At 36.7% G+C, this 16962-nt stretch carries 19 protein-coding genes, 1 tRNA gene and 1 other annotated feature; of the genes, 17 read left to right on the forward strand and 3 right to left on the reverse strand.

The window, feature by feature from the left end:
- The first annotated feature begins 113 nt into the window (after window positions 1–113).
- The 4 genes from tig to CBF35_RS09720 all read left to right on the forward strand — a co-directional run bounded on the left by tig (window position 114) and on the right by CBF35_RS09720 (window position 3926).
- A complete protein-coding gene (tig, locus tag CBF35_RS09705) occupies window positions 114–1394 on the forward strand; it encodes a trigger factor (RefSeq protein WP_126780593.1) in 1281 nt (426 codons plus the stop codon).
- 186 nt (window positions 1395–1580) lie between these two features.
- Window positions 1581–2825, forward strand: coding sequence for an ATP-dependent Clp protease ATP-binding subunit ClpX (gene clpX / locus CBF35_RS09710; RefSeq protein ID WP_126780595.1), 1245 nt, complete (start codon window positions 1581–1583; stop codon window positions 2823–2825).
- Window positions 2826–3005: 180 nt separating this feature from the next.
- Window positions 3006–3602: a ribosome biogenesis GTP-binding protein YihA/YsxC gene (yihA, locus tag CBF35_RS09715; protein ID WP_126780597.1), complete on the forward strand. Its 597-nt coding sequence runs from the start codon at window positions 3006–3008 to the stop codon at window positions 3600–3602.
- 18 nt (window positions 3603–3620) lie between these two features.
- Window positions 3621–3926, forward strand: a complete 306-nt coding sequence (locus tag CBF35_RS09720) for a nucleoside triphosphate pyrophosphohydrolase family protein (protein WP_126780599.1) — start codon at window positions 3621–3623, stop codon at window positions 3924–3926.
- A 25-nt stretch (window positions 3927–3951) separates the two neighbouring features.
- On the opposite strand, the gene CBF35_RS09725 is transcribed toward CBF35_RS09720, so the two are convergent.
- Both CBF35_RS09725 and CBF35_RS09730 read right to left on the reverse strand, forming a co-directional pair.
- Window positions 3952–4689 (reverse strand): hypothetical protein, encoded by a 738-nt coding sequence (locus tag CBF35_RS09725; protein ID WP_126780601.1) that lies wholly within the window; start codon window positions 4687–4689, stop codon window positions 3952–3954.
- Window positions 4690–4851: 162 nt separating this feature from the next.
- On the reverse strand, window positions 4852–6771 hold the full coding sequence (locus CBF35_RS09730) for a fructose-1,6-bisphosphatase (protein WP_126780603.1): 1920 nt from the start codon (window positions 6769–6771) through the stop codon (window positions 4852–4854).
- A 213-nt stretch (window positions 6772–6984) separates the two neighbouring features.
- On the opposite strand from CBF35_RS09730, the gene CBF35_RS09735 reads away from it, so the two are divergent.
- Window positions 6985–7668, forward strand: coding sequence for an O-methyltransferase (locus tag CBF35_RS09735; protein ID WP_126780605.1), 684 nt, complete (start codon window positions 6985–6987; stop codon window positions 7666–7668).
- 90 nt (window positions 7669–7758) lie between these two features.
- Here the strand turns inward: CBF35_RS09735 and CBF35_RS09740 are convergent.
- Window positions 7759–7832 (reverse strand) — tRNA-Arg (locus CBF35_RS09740).
- Window positions 7833–8153: 321 nt separating this feature from the next.
- Here CBF35_RS09740 and CBF35_RS09745 point away from each other — a divergent pair.
- The 12 genes from CBF35_RS09745 to xseA all read left to right on the forward strand — a co-directional run bounded on the left by CBF35_RS09745 (window position 8154) and on the right by xseA (window position 16962).
- Window positions 8154–8786 carry a TetR/AcrR family transcriptional regulator gene (locus tag CBF35_RS09745; protein ID WP_126780607.1) on the forward strand — a complete coding sequence of 211 codons (633 nt, stop codon included), beginning with the start codon at window positions 8154–8156 and terminating at the stop codon, window positions 8784–8786.
- A gap of 84 nt (window positions 8787–8870) precedes the next feature.
- Window positions 8871–8946 (forward strand) — a sequence feature (ribosomal protein L21 leader region).
- A gap of 19 nt (window positions 8947–8965) precedes the next feature.
- Window positions 8966–9274 carry a 50S ribosomal protein L21 gene (gene rplU, locus CBF35_RS09750; protein ID WP_126780609.1) on the forward strand — a complete coding sequence of 103 codons (309 nt, stop codon included), beginning with the start codon at window positions 8966–8968 and terminating at the stop codon, window positions 9272–9274.
- Window positions 9275–9303: 29 nt separating this feature from the next.
- Window positions 9304–9669 carry a ribosomal-processing cysteine protease Prp gene (locus CBF35_RS09755; protein ID WP_126780611.1) on the forward strand — a complete coding sequence of 122 codons (366 nt, stop codon included), beginning with the start codon at window positions 9304–9306 and terminating at the stop codon, window positions 9667–9669.
- Window positions 9663–9950, forward strand: a complete 288-nt coding sequence (rpmA, locus tag CBF35_RS09760; RefSeq protein ID WP_126780613.1) for a 50S ribosomal protein L27 — start codon at window positions 9663–9665, stop codon at window positions 9948–9950. The genes CBF35_RS09755 and rpmA overlap by 7 nt, the downstream gene beginning before the upstream one ends.
- 139 nt (window positions 9951–10089) lie before the next feature.
- Entirely contained in the window at window positions 10090–11316 is a 1227-nt protein-coding gene (locus CBF35_RS09765; protein WP_126780615.1) for a chloride channel protein, read from the forward strand.
- Between the two features lie 102 nt (window positions 11317–11418).
- Entirely contained in the window at window positions 11419–11835 is a 417-nt protein-coding gene (locus CBF35_RS09770; RefSeq protein WP_126780617.1) for a phosphate-starvation-inducible protein PsiE, read from the forward strand.
- Window positions 11836–12015: 180 nt separating this feature from the next.
- A complete protein-coding gene (locus CBF35_RS09775) occupies window positions 12016–13089 on the forward strand; it encodes a M24 family metallopeptidase (protein ID WP_126780619.1) in 1074 nt (357 codons plus the stop codon).
- Window positions 13090–13189: 100 nt separating this feature from the next.
- Window positions 13190–13747 (forward strand): elongation factor P, encoded by a 558-nt coding sequence (gene efp, locus CBF35_RS09780; RefSeq protein WP_126780621.1) that lies wholly within the window; start codon window positions 13190–13192, stop codon window positions 13745–13747.
- 26 nt (window positions 13748–13773) lie between these two features.
- Window positions 13774–14199, forward strand: coding sequence for an Asp23/Gls24 family envelope stress response protein (locus tag CBF35_RS09785; protein WP_126780623.1), 426 nt, complete (start codon window positions 13774–13776; stop codon window positions 14197–14199).
- Window positions 14192–14641 carry a transcription antitermination factor NusB gene (gene nusB, locus CBF35_RS09790; RefSeq protein WP_126780702.1) on the forward strand — a complete coding sequence of 150 codons (450 nt, stop codon included), beginning with the start codon at window positions 14192–14194 and terminating at the stop codon, window positions 14639–14641. The genes CBF35_RS09785 and nusB overlap by 8 nt, the downstream gene beginning before the upstream one ends.
- 117 nt (window positions 14642–14758) lie before the next feature.
- A complete protein-coding gene (locus CBF35_RS09795; protein WP_126780625.1) occupies window positions 14759–15589 on the forward strand; it encodes a bifunctional methylenetetrahydrofolate dehydrogenase/methenyltetrahydrofolate cyclohydrolase in 831 nt (276 codons plus the stop codon).
- 23 nt (window positions 15590–15612) lie between these two features.
- Entirely contained in the window at window positions 15613–16962 is a 1350-nt protein-coding gene (gene xseA / locus CBF35_RS09800; protein WP_126780627.1) for an exodeoxyribonuclease VII large subunit, read from the forward strand.

Here is a 16962-nt window from a genome sequence, read left to right on the forward strand (position 1 = left end):
GAAAGAGCAAATCCTTTAAAAATGTTTACATTTTGGAAGTGATGGTGTACTATTGTAAGGTATGCAATTGATAAGAATTGTGAAAATTAGATATTTCTGGAGGGAATCATAACATGACAGCCAAGTGGGAAAAGAAAGGCACCAACGATGGTGTATTAACATTTGAAATTGAGAAAGAAATTATTGAGAAAGGGTTAACAACAACCTTTGATCGTGTGAAAAAAAACCTTAGTGCACCAGGTTTCCGTAAAGGTAAAATCTCGCGCCAATTATTCAACAAAATGTACGGCGAAGGATCACTTTATGAAGATACATTAAATGCTTTATTACCAGAAGCTTACGATAAAGCCGTTAAGGAAGCTGGGATCGATCCAGTTGCTCAACCAAAAATCGACGTTACAAGCATGGAACAAGGTGCTGATTGGGTAATTACAGCTGAAGTTGTTGTTAAACCTGAAGTTAAATTAGGGGAATACAAAAACTTAACTGTTGCTAAACAAGAGCGCGAAGTAACGGATGCTGATGTTGAAGAAGCAATTACAGCTAAACAAGCGTCATTAGCAGAACTAGTTATTAAAGAAGATGCAGCAGTTGAAGGCGATACTGTTGTTATCGACTACAAAGGTCTTAAAGACGGTGTGGCTTTTGACGGCGGCACAGCTGAAAACCATTCATTAGAATTAGGTTCAGGTTCTTTCATTCCAGGATTTGAAGAACAATTAGTTGGCGCTAAAGCTGGCGAAGAAGTGGAAGTTAAATTAACTTTCCCTGAAGAATACCACTCAGAAGATTTGGCTGGCCAAGCAGTTGTCTTTGAAGTTAAATTACATGAAGTTAAAGGTAAAGAACTACCAAAACTTGATGATGAATTTGCTAAAGATGCTGACGAAGACGTTGAAACATTAGACGAATTAAAAGCTAAAATCCGTAAAGAATTAGAAGAAAGCAAAGTTTCTGCTGCTGACGAAGCAATTCAAGAATTAGCAATCCAACAAGCTGTTGAGAATGCTGAAATCGTTGATTTACCAGGAGAAATGGTTCATGATGAAGTTCACCGTTCAATGGATGAATTCTTAGGTAACATGAAACGTCAAGGAATCGAACCTGAAATGTATTACCAATTAACAGGTACGACTGAAGCTGACTTACATGTCCAATTTGAAGGGGAAGCTGAGACACGAGTTAAAACTAACTTAGTGATTGAAGCAGTTGCTGCTGCAGAGTCATTTGAAGCAACAGAAGAAGACCTTGAAAAAGAAATCGAAACATTAGCTGAAGCTTACAAAATGGAAAAAGATGCTGTCCGTAACGTATTGACAGACGACATGTTAAAACATGACATCGTTCTTAAAAAAGCTTTAGATGTTATTACTGAAACAGCTAAAGAAGCTTAATTAAAGCAAGTAACTAAGAAAGAGCGAAGGTTTTCCTTTGCTCTTTCTTGTCTTTTTTAATAGAATAATTCATTCTATGCACGTAAATTAGACTTGTGTGTTACTATGATTACTATGCTAAACAAGAAGTCCGGAATTAAAGCGGTTTAAATCCCTTTAGTTCCTAACCTAATAGGAGGGTTTTGTATGTACGACAATACAGACGATAGTGGCACAGTACGTTGCTCATTTTGTGGTAAATCTCAAGAAGAAGTCAAAAAAATAGTAGCTGGACCAGGTGTGTATATTTGTAATGAATGTATCGACTTGTGTAAAGACATTATTGATGAAGAATTTCATGAAGATGCAATTCACGACTTTTTAGATGTTCCAAAACCAAACGAGATTTTAAATGCCCTTGATGAATATGTAATTGGTCAAGATCGCGCTAAAAAAGTATTATCTGTGGCTGTTTACAATCATTACAAACGTGTAGGCAACATGGAAGAATCAGATGATGGTGTTGAATTACAAAAAAGTAATATTTGTTTAATCGGACCAACTGGTTCAGGAAAAACTTTCCTTGCTCAAACACTTGCTCGGACGTTAAACGTACCATTTGCCATTGCAGATGCCACTAGTTTAACTGAAGCTGGTTACGTCGGTGAAGATGTCGAAAACATTTTACTTAAATTGTTACAATCTGCAGACTTCAATGTGGAACGCGCAGAAAAAGGCATTATTTACATTGATGAAATTGATAAGATTGCCCGTAAAAGTGAAAATGTCTCAATTACTCGAGATGTTTCTGGTGAAGGGGTTCAACAAGCTTTGTTGAAAATCTTAGAAGGAACAACAGCTAGCGTACCGCCACAAGGTGGTCGTAAACACCCACAACAAGAGTTTATTCAAATTGATACTACTAACATCTTGTTTATCGTTGGTGGGGCCTTCGATGGCATTGAGACAATTGTTAAAGAGCGTTTAGGAGAAAAAGTTATTGGATTTGGTAAGAAGAGTTCAAAACTTGATGATGATAAGAGCTTAATGCAAGAAATCATCCCTGAAGACTTACTAAAATTCGGCCTGATTCCAGAGTTTATCGGACGCTTACCAGTGACTGCTGCTCTAGAAAAATTAACAGTTGCCGACTTAGTCAGAATCTTAACAGAGCCTAAGAATGCCTTAGTTAAGCAATATAAAAAATTACTTGCCCTAGATAATTCAGAGTTGGAATTCCAACCTGAAGCGTTACAAGCGATTGCGAACCAAGCAATCGAGCGTAATACTGGTGCTCGTGGCTTACGTTCAATCATCGAACACTTAATGATGGATGTCATGTATGAAATTCCGATGCGTGAAGAGATCAAAAAAGTAATCATGACTGAAGATACGGTAGTCAACGATGGTAAACCAACCTTAGTCTTAGAAGACGGTAAAAAAGTCAGTTAAACAAATAAGCAGGGCTGTGGCGTAAAGTCACAGCTCTGCTTTTATCTAACAGAGAATCCTAGTTAGTTTTATGATATTGTGGTAAAATAAATAATGAATTGCGTCATATGACTGTATGGTGTAAATTAGCTGATGAACAAATAAATTCTTGAGCCATCTAGCTAAAATAGGAGTGAAGTAATGAAAGTAAATAATGCAGAAATTTTAATTAGTGCTGTGTCACCTAAACAATACCCGGAAGAAGACTTACCAGAGATTGCCTTAGCAGGTCGTTCAAACGTTGGTAAATCATCTTTCATTAATACCTTAATTGACCGTAAGAATTTAGCACGAACGTCAAGTAAACCTGGAAAAACCCAAACGTTAAATTTCTATTTAATTGAAAATAAGTTTCGTTTTGTCGATGTACCAGGTTATGGTTATGCCAAAGTCTCAAAAACAGAACGGGCTAAATGGGGAGAAATGATTGAAACGTACATTACTCAACGGAACCAATTACGAGCGGTGATTTGTGTCGTTGATTTACGTCATAAGCCTAGTGTTGAAGATGTTCAAATGTACCAATTTCTAAAGTTTTATCAAATTCCCGCAATTGTTGTGGCGACTAAAGCTGACAAAATTCCTAAAGGTAAATGGAATAAACATGAGTCGATTGTTAAGAAAGCTTTAGAATTTGATAAACATGATGGCTTTATTATGTTTTCTTCTGAAACTAAAAAAGGAAAAGAAGAAGCCTGGGAAGCGATCGAATTGTACTTAGAATTAGAAAATGAGTAAAGTTGAGGGATGAATCTGATGGAATTTAATGAGTATCAATCATTAGCTAACCGCACCTTACATGGTAATGAGCAAGTTTTAACAAACTGTGCTTTAGGGTTAGCTAGCGAAGCCGGCCAAGTCTTAGAAGTTATCCGAAATTATACATTTGAAAATCATCAAATGGACCAAGAGGAGTTAATTAAAGAGATGGGGGATGTTCTGTGGTACTTGTCCCAAATTGCCGAATGGGCAAACATTCCATTTGAAGAAGTCGCTAAGCAAAATATTGATATGTTGCAGCAACGTTATCCAGAACGTTACGCCTTAGTAGAAAAAAAATAAGAGCAGCTCCCCTCGGGGACTGTTCTTATTTTTTTAGTAATTTAAATAGGAAAGGCGTCGTAAAAATCAAGCAACCAGCAAAAGTTAACAAGTCGTCTCTATGGTTACTAGTCTTAGGCAAGTTCAAACCTTGCTTTTTTTTGCTTGGTTTGTCTGAAGAGCTAGTAGGTTCAGTTTTTGTTGGTGTTTTAGTTGAATCCGTCGTTGTTTCCCTAGTGGATTCAGTGCTTGATGTCGTAGATTCTTCAGCTTGAGAGCTAGTCTCGGAACTAAAAGCTTCGGTCTTTTCTGTCTGCTCAGAACTTTTAGGAACTTGATCTGGATTAGTCGTTGAATTTTCAGTAGTTGAGATTGTTCCTTCAGGGACTGAACTAGTTTCCGTTGTTTCAGGTTCTTCTGTGTTAGCAGGCGGTTGATTTTTCTTCATATAGTGAATAGGGAAGACGTAATCTTTTTCTAAAATTTCAAGTTCATCGACTAACAGCACATCAGCCAAAGTATAGTCTTCAATCTCTTTAAGGTCAATCGGGACTGTCGTACCATGTTCACCACTGTGAGTAACTGATGGCACGATGTCTTCTTGGGTATCCACATCAACATATCTGATTTTAATATTACCAGTTGACGGCAAAGGCTCTTCTTCAGAACTTTCAGGCTCTTCAGTAGAAGTTGAGGGTTCAGTCGTAGTATCAGCTAAGACTGGTCTACTGCTAACTAAAAGCAGGCCACAAGTAAAGATTAAGGCAACTGCAAACTTTTTCATGACTCTAACCTCCTAGTCGTATTATTTATCTTCATTATACGAGGTTAAAATTACATTAATGTTACAGTTATCCTAAAAATAATTATGAAAGATGACAACAAGTCGGCTGGCACTTGGTATGATGGTCTTTGATAAGTAATATATGATCTTTAAACTAAGAATTTATTCCATGAAAAAGGCATTTTCTTGTTCTTTTAATAAGTTTTCTAAGTAGGCAATCTCTTGTGCCAGCTTGGCACCAACATTAGTATCTTTGACGTGCTTTCTTCTGACTAAGCGATCAACGACTCGTTTAGTAGAGGCGATATCAGAAAAGTTAGCAATCGCATTAGCTTTTGTTTCAAAGGGTTGGTGGGCGACGAGCTGCATGCCGTAAGAATTATAAATTAACGTATAGCCAGCAATCCCTGTAGTTGATTGGTAAGGTTTTGAAAAACCACCATCGATGACAATCATTTTGCCTTTTGCTTTGATCGGCGTTTCCCCTTTGATTTCTTTGATCGGAGTGTGTCCATTAATAATATGGCCATCTTGAGGAGTTAAGCCAAACTCTTTTAAAATCAAGTGACACGTATCGACAGAGTTACGTAAAGAATAATAAGGGTTTTTTACTTCAGTGTGAGTACTTTTATCATTAATAAAGTAACGTTCAAACGTTGTCATTTCATTTTTTCCGAAAAGTGAGGAGCATTCCCCAGTCCATAAGTACCAAACTAAGTCCGTAGCTAAATCCGTCTGAACAGCTGGTGAAGCGTGGGCTTTCCGTAGAGCTTTTTCGAAAGTATCCAGTAAAGCGCGACCTTTCAATTCTTGGCCTTTAATCTCTAACGCCTTAAAGTCCCCCTCAGCGGTTAAAGGAATACAACCATGAATAAGTAAGTTGTTATTATAGCAAAGATAAATACTGCCTTTAGCCATTAAGAAATCAACATGGCGTTTTAATTTTTCAGAATTACTAAAGACAGTCACTAAGTGTTCTAAAATTCCGACTTCAGCTGGCGTCAACTGATCAGGGGCTTGAGGATCAATCGTTTCGAAAGCGGGGTTACTCAACTGGAAAGTTTGACCTTTAAGTTGAATGGTGCCTTCTTTAAAATTAATCTTGTCTAAGAGTAACCGGTGCTCCATTTTAAACTCTGGACGGCGTTTAATTAATTGAGACTCTAATTTAAACTGAATGATTGCCACCGCTTGTTGCATTTGTGTAATTTGTAAGATTTCTTTATTGGTTAAAGAATGATTTTTTTCAAGTTTCGGTCGAAAGCTTGGATTATCTTGGTAATGCTCTTCAGCGAAGGTTTGTAAAGGCCGTAAGTTAATGCCGTAAACATCTTCAATGATATCTAAGTTGCTATAACGAGCCGAAATTCGTAAGACGTTCATCACTGAAAGAGGGGAGCCTGAGTAAGCACCAATCCAAGTGATGTCGTGATTCCCCCATTGGATATCAAGGGAGTGGCTTTGAATCAAGGTGTCGATAATTTTGTCAGGAGCAGGTCCCCGATCATAAATATCACCAACGACATGTAAGTGATCGACGATTAATTGTTGAATAGTATAGGCTAAGCCGGTAATTAAACTATCGGCTTGATTAAGTCTAATAACTTCCGTTAAAATTTCAGCAAAATAGGATTCTTTATTTTTATCTAACTTATCACGGTAAAGTAATTCTTCCGAAATATAAGCGAAATGTCTTGGGAGAGCTTTGCGAACTTTTGAGCGTGTGTATTTAATAGCAACAAAATCAATTAAATCGATTAATTGCAAAATTGTTGTTTGGTACCAGTTGTTTAAATCAGTTGAAGAATCATAGTTAAGATGCTTCTTAGCTAACATGTCCTCAGGATAGTAGACAAGAAAGGTAAGTTCTTCTTTTTCTTGCCGTGTTAAGTCATTATTAAAAAGCAAATTGATTTTCTCTTTGACATTGCCAGAAGCATTTCTAAGGACGTGCTGAAAGGCTTCATACTCGCCGTGAAGGTCGCTAATGAAGTGTTCTGTCCCTTTAGGCAAATTCATAATCGCTTTCAGATTAATAATTTCAGCGATAATTTCGTTGTTAGTAAGTTGTTCTTTTATCATAAGTCACCTCGACTAGACCAATTTTTATAATACTAGATTAATCATATTGTTTTTAAAGAATAAAGTCAACAATACCAATTTTAAATAAAGAGGGAATAATCAATGGGAAGAATAGTTGAGAAAAGAATTTGATAAATCAAGGAATTATCAGTATAATAATAAGTTGTAAAAGTCCGACTGGATTTAGTGATGTGTAATTTAAGGAGAGAAAAGATGAGAAATCCAATGATGAGTATGCCTGTAGTAAAAGAAGAGATTGTTAAATTTATGCGGGAAAGCCAAAAACCTTTAAGTGGGGATTTAGGACGTTTACAAAGGCAGGCAAATGAAGATGGTGTACCGATTATCCCTCATGAAACAGTCGTCTTTATGCAATTTTTATTAGGGCAATTAAAACCAACAACGATTTTAGAAATCGGCACAGCGATTGGTTTTTCAGCGAGCTTAATGACTAAGTATCTACCAGAAGATGGACACATAACGACAATTGATCGTTTTGATGTCATGATAAAAAAAGCCAAAGCTAATTTTGAAAAACTAGGATTAGAAAAGCAAGTAACCTTGCTAGAAGGCCAGGCTGCGGATATTTTACCAACGTTAGAAGGGCCTTATGATTTTATTTTTATGGATAGTGCTAAGTCTAAATACATTGAATTTTTACCAGAATGTTTAAGAGTTTTAAAAGTTGGTGGGGTTTTAATGATTGATGATGTCCTACAAGGGGGCACTATTTTACAGCCAATCGAAGAGATCCATCGTAGTCAAAGAGCAATTCACCGTAAGTTAAATGAATTATTTGAGACTGTGATGACTCACCCTGATTTAACTGTTAGTTTAGTCCCTTTAGGGGATGGGGTTTTATTAATCACTAAAGAAAAAGCTGAAATTAACTTATAATTAATAATAAAAAAGCTCTAAGCCTGATAAAAGGCTTAGAGCTTTTTTTGGAAGACGCAGCTGAAAAGCTGAGCCAACAAGATAGTAAGACGTCACAGGAGGGATTCGAACCCCCGACCGTCCGCTTAGAAGGCGGATGCTCTATCCTACTGAGCTACTGTGACAAATTTAGCAACAAAGCTTATTATATGGAATAAACTTGAAAAAGTCAACAATCTTTTTAGGAATAAATTTATCTATCATATTTTTTATTTTAAACTCGTGTAAAAAAAAAGAAAAGCAGTTATAAAAGGAGGGCAAAAAAACAGGATGATTGTTAACAAGCTGTTTATCGAGTTTTATGAACAAGAAAGCCTTTCCCTAGGGGATTATTAGCCATTGTTTTAAGTAGACAAACAAAAAAAATCAAGATATACTAATTTTGTTGGAAAATGTGCTGGGGAAAGCCACTAATCAACACAAAATATGGGAAGAGGTAAACAACAATGGGGAAAATAGATCCACGAGTTATAAAAACAAGAAGTAAGCTGAAGAAGGCCTTTTTGACATTGTTATCAACACATCGTCTTGGGGAAATGAATGTTAAAGATTTGACGCAAACTGCTGATGTCACTAGAGGAACTTTCTACTTGCACTACAAAGACAAAGAAACCTTTATTCAAATTATGATGGAAGAATTAATAACAGAGTATTTTGAGGCGGTTATTTATAAAAAAGGGGTAGAAGAAGAGGGAACAACACCGATTATCTCACTACTTGCTACATTTGAATATGTCGGTCATCATCCTGATTTCTTTAAAGTGCTTCTTAGTGAGCAAGATGCCCTAGTGTATCAAGAAGTCTTTAGTGATAAACTTTATGAAGTCATTCAAGAGCACCAAAGAGCTGGCCAAGTAAATATAAAAAATAACGTCCCGAAAGAGTTACTAATGAGTTTCTTAATGTACGGTATGTTAGGTTATATTAACAGTTGGTTAATTAACGGAAAAATTTACGCTAATCATTTTATGGCAAGTAACCTTGAAAAAATGTTATCATCAACTTTGATTGAAGAAGCAGGCTTAGCAGACTTTTTTGTGACAGATGTTACTGAATTAGAAGTCGTTGCAAGTGAATAAATGATTAAATAAGCGAGAGCGGTCAAAAGTTTATTGACTTAGCTCTCGTTTTTTGATATGATACTAATGTTGTAATTGTGGGCACCACAGCTACAACCGCACGAAGTAAGTAAGTAAGAACAAGAGATTGTCGCTTATGACGGCGAGTCTAAGTAAAATATAAGGAGGTGCTTAACAGCATGTACGCAATTGTTAAAACAGGTGGTAAGCAAGTAAAAGTAGAAGTAGGTCAAGCAATTTACGTTGAAAAATTAGACGTAGAAGCAGGTGGCAAAGTAGTATTTGACGAAGTGATTTTAGTCGGTGGCGAAACAACGAAAGTTGGAACACCAACAATCGCCGGAGCAACTGTTGAAGGAACTGTTGAAAAACAGGGAAAACAAAAGAAAGTTGTTACTTTCAAATACAAACCTAAAAAACATACTCACCGTAAACAAGGACATCGTCAACCGTATACAAAAGTTGTCATCGATGCCATTAATGCATAAGCTTAATTACAATGAGAGAAGGCAGTAAAATGATTAAAGGTACATTTAAGCGTGATGAAGATGGTAGGCTTATTTCTTTTGAAGTTAGTGGACACTCAAACGCAAGTACTCATGGTAGTGATGTTATCTGTGCAGGTGTTTCAGCTTTAACTTTTAATGCTGTGAACAGTGTTAAAGCCTTAGCGGGATTTACCCCAATTCTTGATGTTGATCATGAAGCGGAAGGGTATCTTTATTTTGAAACGATTGCTGATATTACTCAAGAACAATCAAATATTGCTCAAATTTTATTAGAGAGCTTATTATTAGGTTTACAAAGTATCCAAACAGAACATTCAGAATTTATGACTATAAAGACTGTAACGAAAAACCGAGGAGGTGCGACCCAATGTTAAAAATGAATTTACAATTCTTCGCGACTAAAAAAGGTGGTGGTTCTACTGCCAATGGCCGTGATTCACAATCTAAACGTCTAGGCGCTAAACGTGCTGATGGACAAACTGTTACTGGAGGTTCTATTTTATACCGTCAACGCGGAACTAAAATTTACCCTGGTGCTAACGTAGGTATTGGTGGAGACGATACATTATACGCTAAAGTTGATGGCGTTGTCCGTTTCGAACGTAAAGGACGCGACAAAAAACAAGTGTCAGTTTACCCAGCAGTAGCACAATAATTAAACTATAAAGCTTCTTATCTCGATCTTATTCGAGGTAAGAAGCTTTTTTGTTCGCTAAATAAAGTGTCCATCATGAATGAAGACTGGTATAATAGTAGGAAAAGTTAATGGTTGAAAACGTAGAAGGTGGTCGAAGGTGTTGAATAAAAAGTATGTTAGTTTATTCTTTTATGGTCTAGTACTCAGTTCGATAATAGGTGGCATCTCATTTTTATTTTTATTTATTGAAAGAGTTTTGACAAGTTTTATTTGGGAGGAAGTCCCGTTATATTTTAACAATCGAATAGCTGGCTTAGTAGTTATATGTTTAACTGGCAGCTTGTTAGTCGGCGGCATTAGAAAACTATGGCCAGGAGTTCCACGAACAGCTCATGAAACATTAGATGAGTTTAAAGCAAATCAAACTTTAGATTATCGATTAGTTATTCATAGTCTAGTCTCAGCCTTAATTATTTTAAGTTTCGGGGCAGGTGTTGGGCCAGAAGCGACTTTATTAGGGGCAGTTATCTCCTTATCAATTGTTCAAGCGGACAAGATGCGTTACTTCTATTTTAATTATACTGAACTTAACCAACTTGATCGAAAAACAAAATATTATCGCTTATTAAATCCTTTTAACTATCATCTAACTTATGATCAAAGTCGTTATTTATCTAATAATGAAAAAATAATTAAAAAAATCCTTTTAGTTTTATGTATTTTCAATGGCTTAATAAGCTTCGTTCTATTGCTGAGAGCAACGAATCAACCAGGATTTATTACTAAATTAGGTGAGTCCCAGTGGTTTGTGACAGACTTATGGCTAATCTTGCCAGTTGCTGCTTTTGCAATTGTTTATAAAAAAGCCTATGAATTAATGAATCAGTTAATTCAGAAATTAATGTTACCTTTTAAAAAATCGGTCATGATTCAAGCTTTAATTGGTGGGCTAAGTATCTTTTTGATTGCTTACTACACACCGAGATTATTATTTTCAGGTCAACAAGCGATCGAAGTGCTAGTTACCCAAGAGATAGCGACTTCTTTTTTAATCCTTAGTGGATTAGGCGTTATTAAGTTGATTTTTTTAGAAGTTTGTTTACACACAGGTTGGATTGGCGGGAATATCTTTCCGATATTTTTGGCTGCGATTTTACAAGGCTTTGGTATTGCCGTATTACTGCCTAATTATGATCCGTTGTTCGTCGTTGCCATTGTCAGTACTTGTTTGTCGTTAGTGATGATTGACAGTCCTGTAGTTACGGGAATCTTCATTTTATTATTTTTCCCTTTGAACTTAGCGCCCGTGATCATTAGTTTAGTTTTAAGTTATGTTGGTGTTAAGAAAATCCAAAGGAAGGTTAGGGAAAAGGGCCTAGCTTAATCGACAGTTGGTAAATTTGCGTTCATTATATTAACACGTTATAATTAAATACTTGATGTCCTTAAGAAGGATAAAACTGAAGATAACTTATGAGGTGTAGTGATGAATAAACAACTAAACAAAATAGTGTATACAATCGTAGATGGGTTTTTAATTATTCTAGGAGCATTGTTATTAATTTTAATGATTCAGCAAATTTGGCAGATTGGTCATTACGTGATTTTTGGTAACCCAGAAAATGTTGAAGTGATTGTCGGTAAAGTCTTAGCTTTCTTTTTAGTGTTTGAGTTTTTAACAATGATTATTCGTTATTTACAAGAAGGTCATCATATACCGATTAGATACTTAATTTATATTTGTATTACCGCAATTTTACGACATGAAATTGGGAATCATACGACATCTGGCGATACACTGCTAGTGGCTTTGGCTATTTTAGTTCTCGTTTTAACCTTATTTATTATTAAAAAATCTAATTATTATGGCAACGAAGATTCAGAAAAAGAATATCATATTTAACAAAAACAGTTAACTTGAATTTTAAGTTAACTGTTTTTTGTTAAAGAAAGTTCAGTTAAAGTATTTACTATCAATCTGTTTAACTAAGCCTTTAATGAAAGGGAGGAGCTTTAGTTTAAATTCAATTGAATATTTGATATAATAGTAGCAATGTTAAGAATAATGGAAGAGGGTAAATAGATGATAAACCGGATTGAAAAAATTAGAGCAGCAATGAAACAAGCTGAGTTACCAGCTTTATTAATTACAAGTCCTTATAATTTAAGATATGCGACTGGGTTCACGGGTTCTACAGGTTTAGCTGTCATTACATTAGAAAAGGCTTATTTCGTAACGGACTTCCGTTATACTAGCCAAGCGGCCACTCAATGTGTCGGTTATGAAGTTGTCCAAAATTTAGGACCAATATTCGAAGAAGTTGCTGAGATTGTTGAAAATGAGCAATTATCAGGCCTTGGTTTTGAAGAAGCCTTTATGTCATTTAGTACTCATAGCACTTTAACTGAACTTGTGGCAGCCCCATTATTACCAGTTGCTGGTTTGATTGAAGAATTACGTGAAGTTAAAGAAGAATCAGAAATTGCGATTATTCGGAAAGCTTGTGAAATTGCTGATGCAGCCTTTATGCATATTTTAACTTATATCAAAGTTGGTATGACGGAAATACAAGTTGCTAATGAATTAGATTTCCATATGCGTTCATTAGGAGCCACAGGGGTTTCATTTGAGACGATTGTTGCTAGTGGCTTACGTTCAGCCATGCCTCATGGTGTAGCTAGTGACAAAGTCATTGAAATCGGCGACATGATTACTTTAGACTTCGGTTGTTATTACCAAGGGTATGTTTCTGATATGACACGGACAATTGCTTTAGGGGACCCTGGCGCAGAGTTGAAAGAGTTACATCAGTTAGTTTTAGATGCCCAACTTAAAGTCTTAGCTGCTGCTAAACCTGGCATGAGTGGGGTTGAGTTAGATGCAGTTGCTCGTGATTATTTTGCTTCTAAAGGTCACGCTGAAGCTTTTGGCCATTCCACAGGACACGGCATTGGGTTAGAAGTTCATGAAGGGCCAAGTGTCTCACGTTTAGCTGAGAAAAAGTTTGTTGAAAACAACGTGATTACGAATGAACCAGGTTTGTATTATCCTGAAATCGGTGGAATTCGGATCGAAGATGATATGTTAGTAACGGCATCAGGAGTGGAAGTATTGACTCACTCACCAAAAGAATTAATTATTTTAACTGGCAATTAACTAGTTATGCTACTTATAGATAGAAGCTTTGCGATTTTTAATGACAAGACGGGGCTTTTAATGATAAACTAGGCATGAGTACGATGATGGGAGGTAACTGATGATTTCTGTCAATGCTTTTGAAAAAGGCTTAACGATTGAAGTTGCTGGTGAGATTTATCGCATCCTTGAGGTAGAACATGTTAAACCTAGTAAAGGCTCGGCCTTTGTTCAAACTAAGTTGCAAAACTTAAGGACAAGTGAGAGTCAAAAAATGACCTTTCCAGTAGATGAGAAAGTTGCTAAAGGGCAAATTATTCAGCGTGAAGTGCAATACTTGTATGGAAATGGGAGTAGTCATGTCTTTATGGACACCGAAACCTATGAACAAGTGGAGTTACCAACTAAACAAATCGTGGTAGAGTTAAATTACTTATTAGAAAACAGTCTCTGTCAACTGATGTTGGTAGGTACTGAAACACTTGGGGTAATTTTACCTAAGACCGTTGAACTAACAGTAAAAGAAACAGAACCAGGTATTCGTGGCAACACATCAGGAAGTAGTTTAAAAGCTGCCCTGATGAATACGGGGTTCATCGCCCAAGTGCCATTCTTTGTAAATACGGATGACAAATTATTAATAAATACAGATGATGGCTCATATGTGTCTCGAGCTTGATCAAAGGATCAGAAGGAGGTTTCCAAATGACTGAAGAAACAACATTTGTAATCGAAAACGGACAAGAAAACTTAGGTGGCGAGATTGTCATTGCGCCAGAAGTAATTGAAGTAATTATCGGAATTGCCGCCTCTAAAGTTGAAGGTGTTTATGGCATGCGTGGAAATTTAGCGTCTAATGTCAATCAATTGCTTGGAAGAGCAGCTCACGGTAAAGGTGTTTATTTAAAAAATGACGATGATGGTTTAATCGTTGACTTGTACTGTTACTTAAACTACGGTGTAGCTGTGCCGAAAGTTGCCTTAGACATGCAAGAAAAAGTGAAACAACAAGTTCTTTATATGACAGATATCAACTTATCAGAAGTTAATATTCACGTTGTTGGAGTAGTCACAGAAAAGTTAGCAAGCCCAAGTCTAGAAGACTTATTTGATGCAGAAGAGGATGAATAGTGTGGAATTAACTCGACATGAGATAAGAGAAAAAGCATTACAATCGTTGTATCCATTTGATTTCAACGAAGAAATTACTAAAGAAGAAGCAATTAGTTACGCTTTTGAGTATAATAACTCCGACTTAGTTAGTGAGGATGGGGAAGCCTTTGTACCTGGCTATCTTGATACTTTAGTTACAGGGGTTTGTGCTCATCGCGAGGAGTTAGACGAACTCATTAAAAACAATTTAAAAAAATTCACTTTAGCGAGAATTGCTAAACCAGATTTAATTATTTTACGAATGGCAATTTTTGAGATTAAGTATGTCCCAGAAGTTCCTGCCAAAGTCGCTCTAAACGAAGCTCTCGAGTTAACTAAAAAATATAGTGATGATGAGTCCCGGAAATTTGTAAATGGTGTCTTATCAAATATTATTAAACAATTAAGCTCAGCGGAATAGACTTCTATTCCCCTGAGTTTTTCTTTGTCATACTAGCTAGTCAATTCTACCTTGTCAGGGGAAACTATGCTAGAATAAAAGCAGTGATTAATTATAAATCTAAGGGGGAATTTAGTAGTGGGAGAAATTATCGATGGCCGTGCTTTAGCTGATAAAATGCAAGAAGAGATGAGAGTAGAAGTTGAGAAGATGACAGTCAAACCAGGTTTGGTTGTGATCATCATTGGGGAAAATCCTGCCAGTCAAACTTACGTTAGGAATAAAGAATTAACAGCTAAGAAGATTGGGATTAATTCTGTAGTCGAAAAGCTGCCAGAAATAACGACAGAAGCAGAGCTAATCGCTTTAGTCGAAAGTTATAACGAAAATCCTGAGTTTCACGGTATCTTAGTTCAGCTACCATTGCCTAAACACATTAATGAGGAAAAAGTCTTGTTAGCAATTGCAGCTGAAAAAGACGTCGATGGCTTCCATCCTTTAAATATGGGCCAACTCTTTAGTGGTGAGCCGAATTTAATTCCTTGTACACCTTATGGCATCATGAAAATGTTCGATGCGTACGACGTTGATTTAACTGGTAAGCACGCCGTCGTTGTTGGTCGAAGTAACATTGTCGGAAAACCGATGGCCCAACTCCTTTTAATGGCTAATGCCACAGTAACTATTACCCATTCCAAAACAGTTGACCTAGAAAAAATTACTCAACAGGCGGATATTTTAGTCGTTGCCATTGGTCGAGGTCACTACATAACTAAAAAACATGTGAAACCTGGGGCAGTTGTGATTGATGTCGGCATGAATCGAAGCCCAGCTGGCAAATTAATTGGTGATGTTGCCTTTGATGAAGTCAAAGAGGTCGCTAGTTTAATTACCCCTGTGCCTAAAGGTGTCGGTCCAATGACAATCACGATGTTAATGGAACAAACGATAGCTAATGCTCGAAAATAGAAGATAAAGAGGTGACAGGCGCTGTGTCAGAACAATACTTAACGGTAACTGCCTTAACTAAGTACTTAAAACGCAAATTTGAAGCTGACCCATACTTGGAGCGGGTTTATTTAACTGGTGAAATATCTAACTTTAGACCTCGAGCCAATGCTCATCAATACTTTAGTTTAAAAGATAACCAAGCTAAAATCTCCGCGATAATGTTTAAAGGGGCCTTTCAAAAGTTGAAATTTCAACCAAAAGAGGGGATGAAAGTCCTAGTTGTTGGACGGATTTCGCTCTATGAAGCAAGTGGTAATTATCAAATTTATATTGAACATATGGAACCAGATGGCGTTGGGGCTTTGTATCAAGCCCTAGCTGAAATGAAAGAGAAATTAGCTAAAGAAGGCTTATTTGAAAGTCCGAAGCAGCTATTACCGAAATACCCTAAGAAAATCGCCGTCATCACTAGTCCTAGTGGGGCAGTCATTCGCGATATTATCACAACGGTGCAACGGCGTTATCCGATTGCTCAATTAGTTCTCTACCCGACCTTAGTCCAAGGGGATAAAGCGGCAGCTGATATTTGTCGTAACATTCAACGAGTGGAAGAGCAGGGGGATTATGATACGTTGATTGTCGCTCGGGGTGGCGGTTCGATTGAAGATCTCTGGCCTTTTAACGAGGAAAGTGTTGCTCGAGCAATCTTTCATGCTAAAACACCAGTGATTTCTTCTGTCGGTCATGAAACAGACGTGACGATTGCTGACTTAGTAGCTGATGTCCGTGCAGCGACACCTACGGCAGCAGCTGAATTAGCGGTACCAGTTTTTAATGATGAGCTACTAAAAATCAAAGAAAAAGAAAACCGCCTAATTAAAAGCTATTCTTATCACCTTAGTCGTCAAAAGCAACGACACCAACATTTGTTAAACTCTTTTATCTTTACTAATCCGGAACGTTTGTATGAAGGATTTTCAATCAAACTGGATTTATTAAAAGGTAAATTTCAACAAAGTGGTTTGAATCTAGTCAATAATAAGTCCCGCTATTTTAATGAAGTCAGTCATCAACTACAATTACAAAGCCCGATTAATCGGGTGCAATCAGAGCAGCAAAAAATATCTAACTTACAACAACTACTAAGTAATGAAATAGTCCGTTTAGTTAATAATCGTCACAAGGAGTTTGATCAACTCCTTCAATCATTAGACTTACTAAGCCCCTTAAAAACTATGGGACGAGGCTATACTTATGTGACAGAAAAAGAGCAAGTATTGGGCTCTACGAAGGACTTACAAGTCGATCAAACCTTAAAACTACATTTTATCGATGGTGAAGCAGATGTGCTAGTTACCGATGTGCGAGCAAACAAAGGGGAGGAAAAATAA

This window comes from Vagococcus salmoninarum (assembly GCF_003987495.1).
Taxonomy (GTDB): domain Bacteria; phylum Bacillota; class Bacilli; order Lactobacillales; family Vagococcaceae; genus Vagococcus_D; species Vagococcus_D salmoninarum.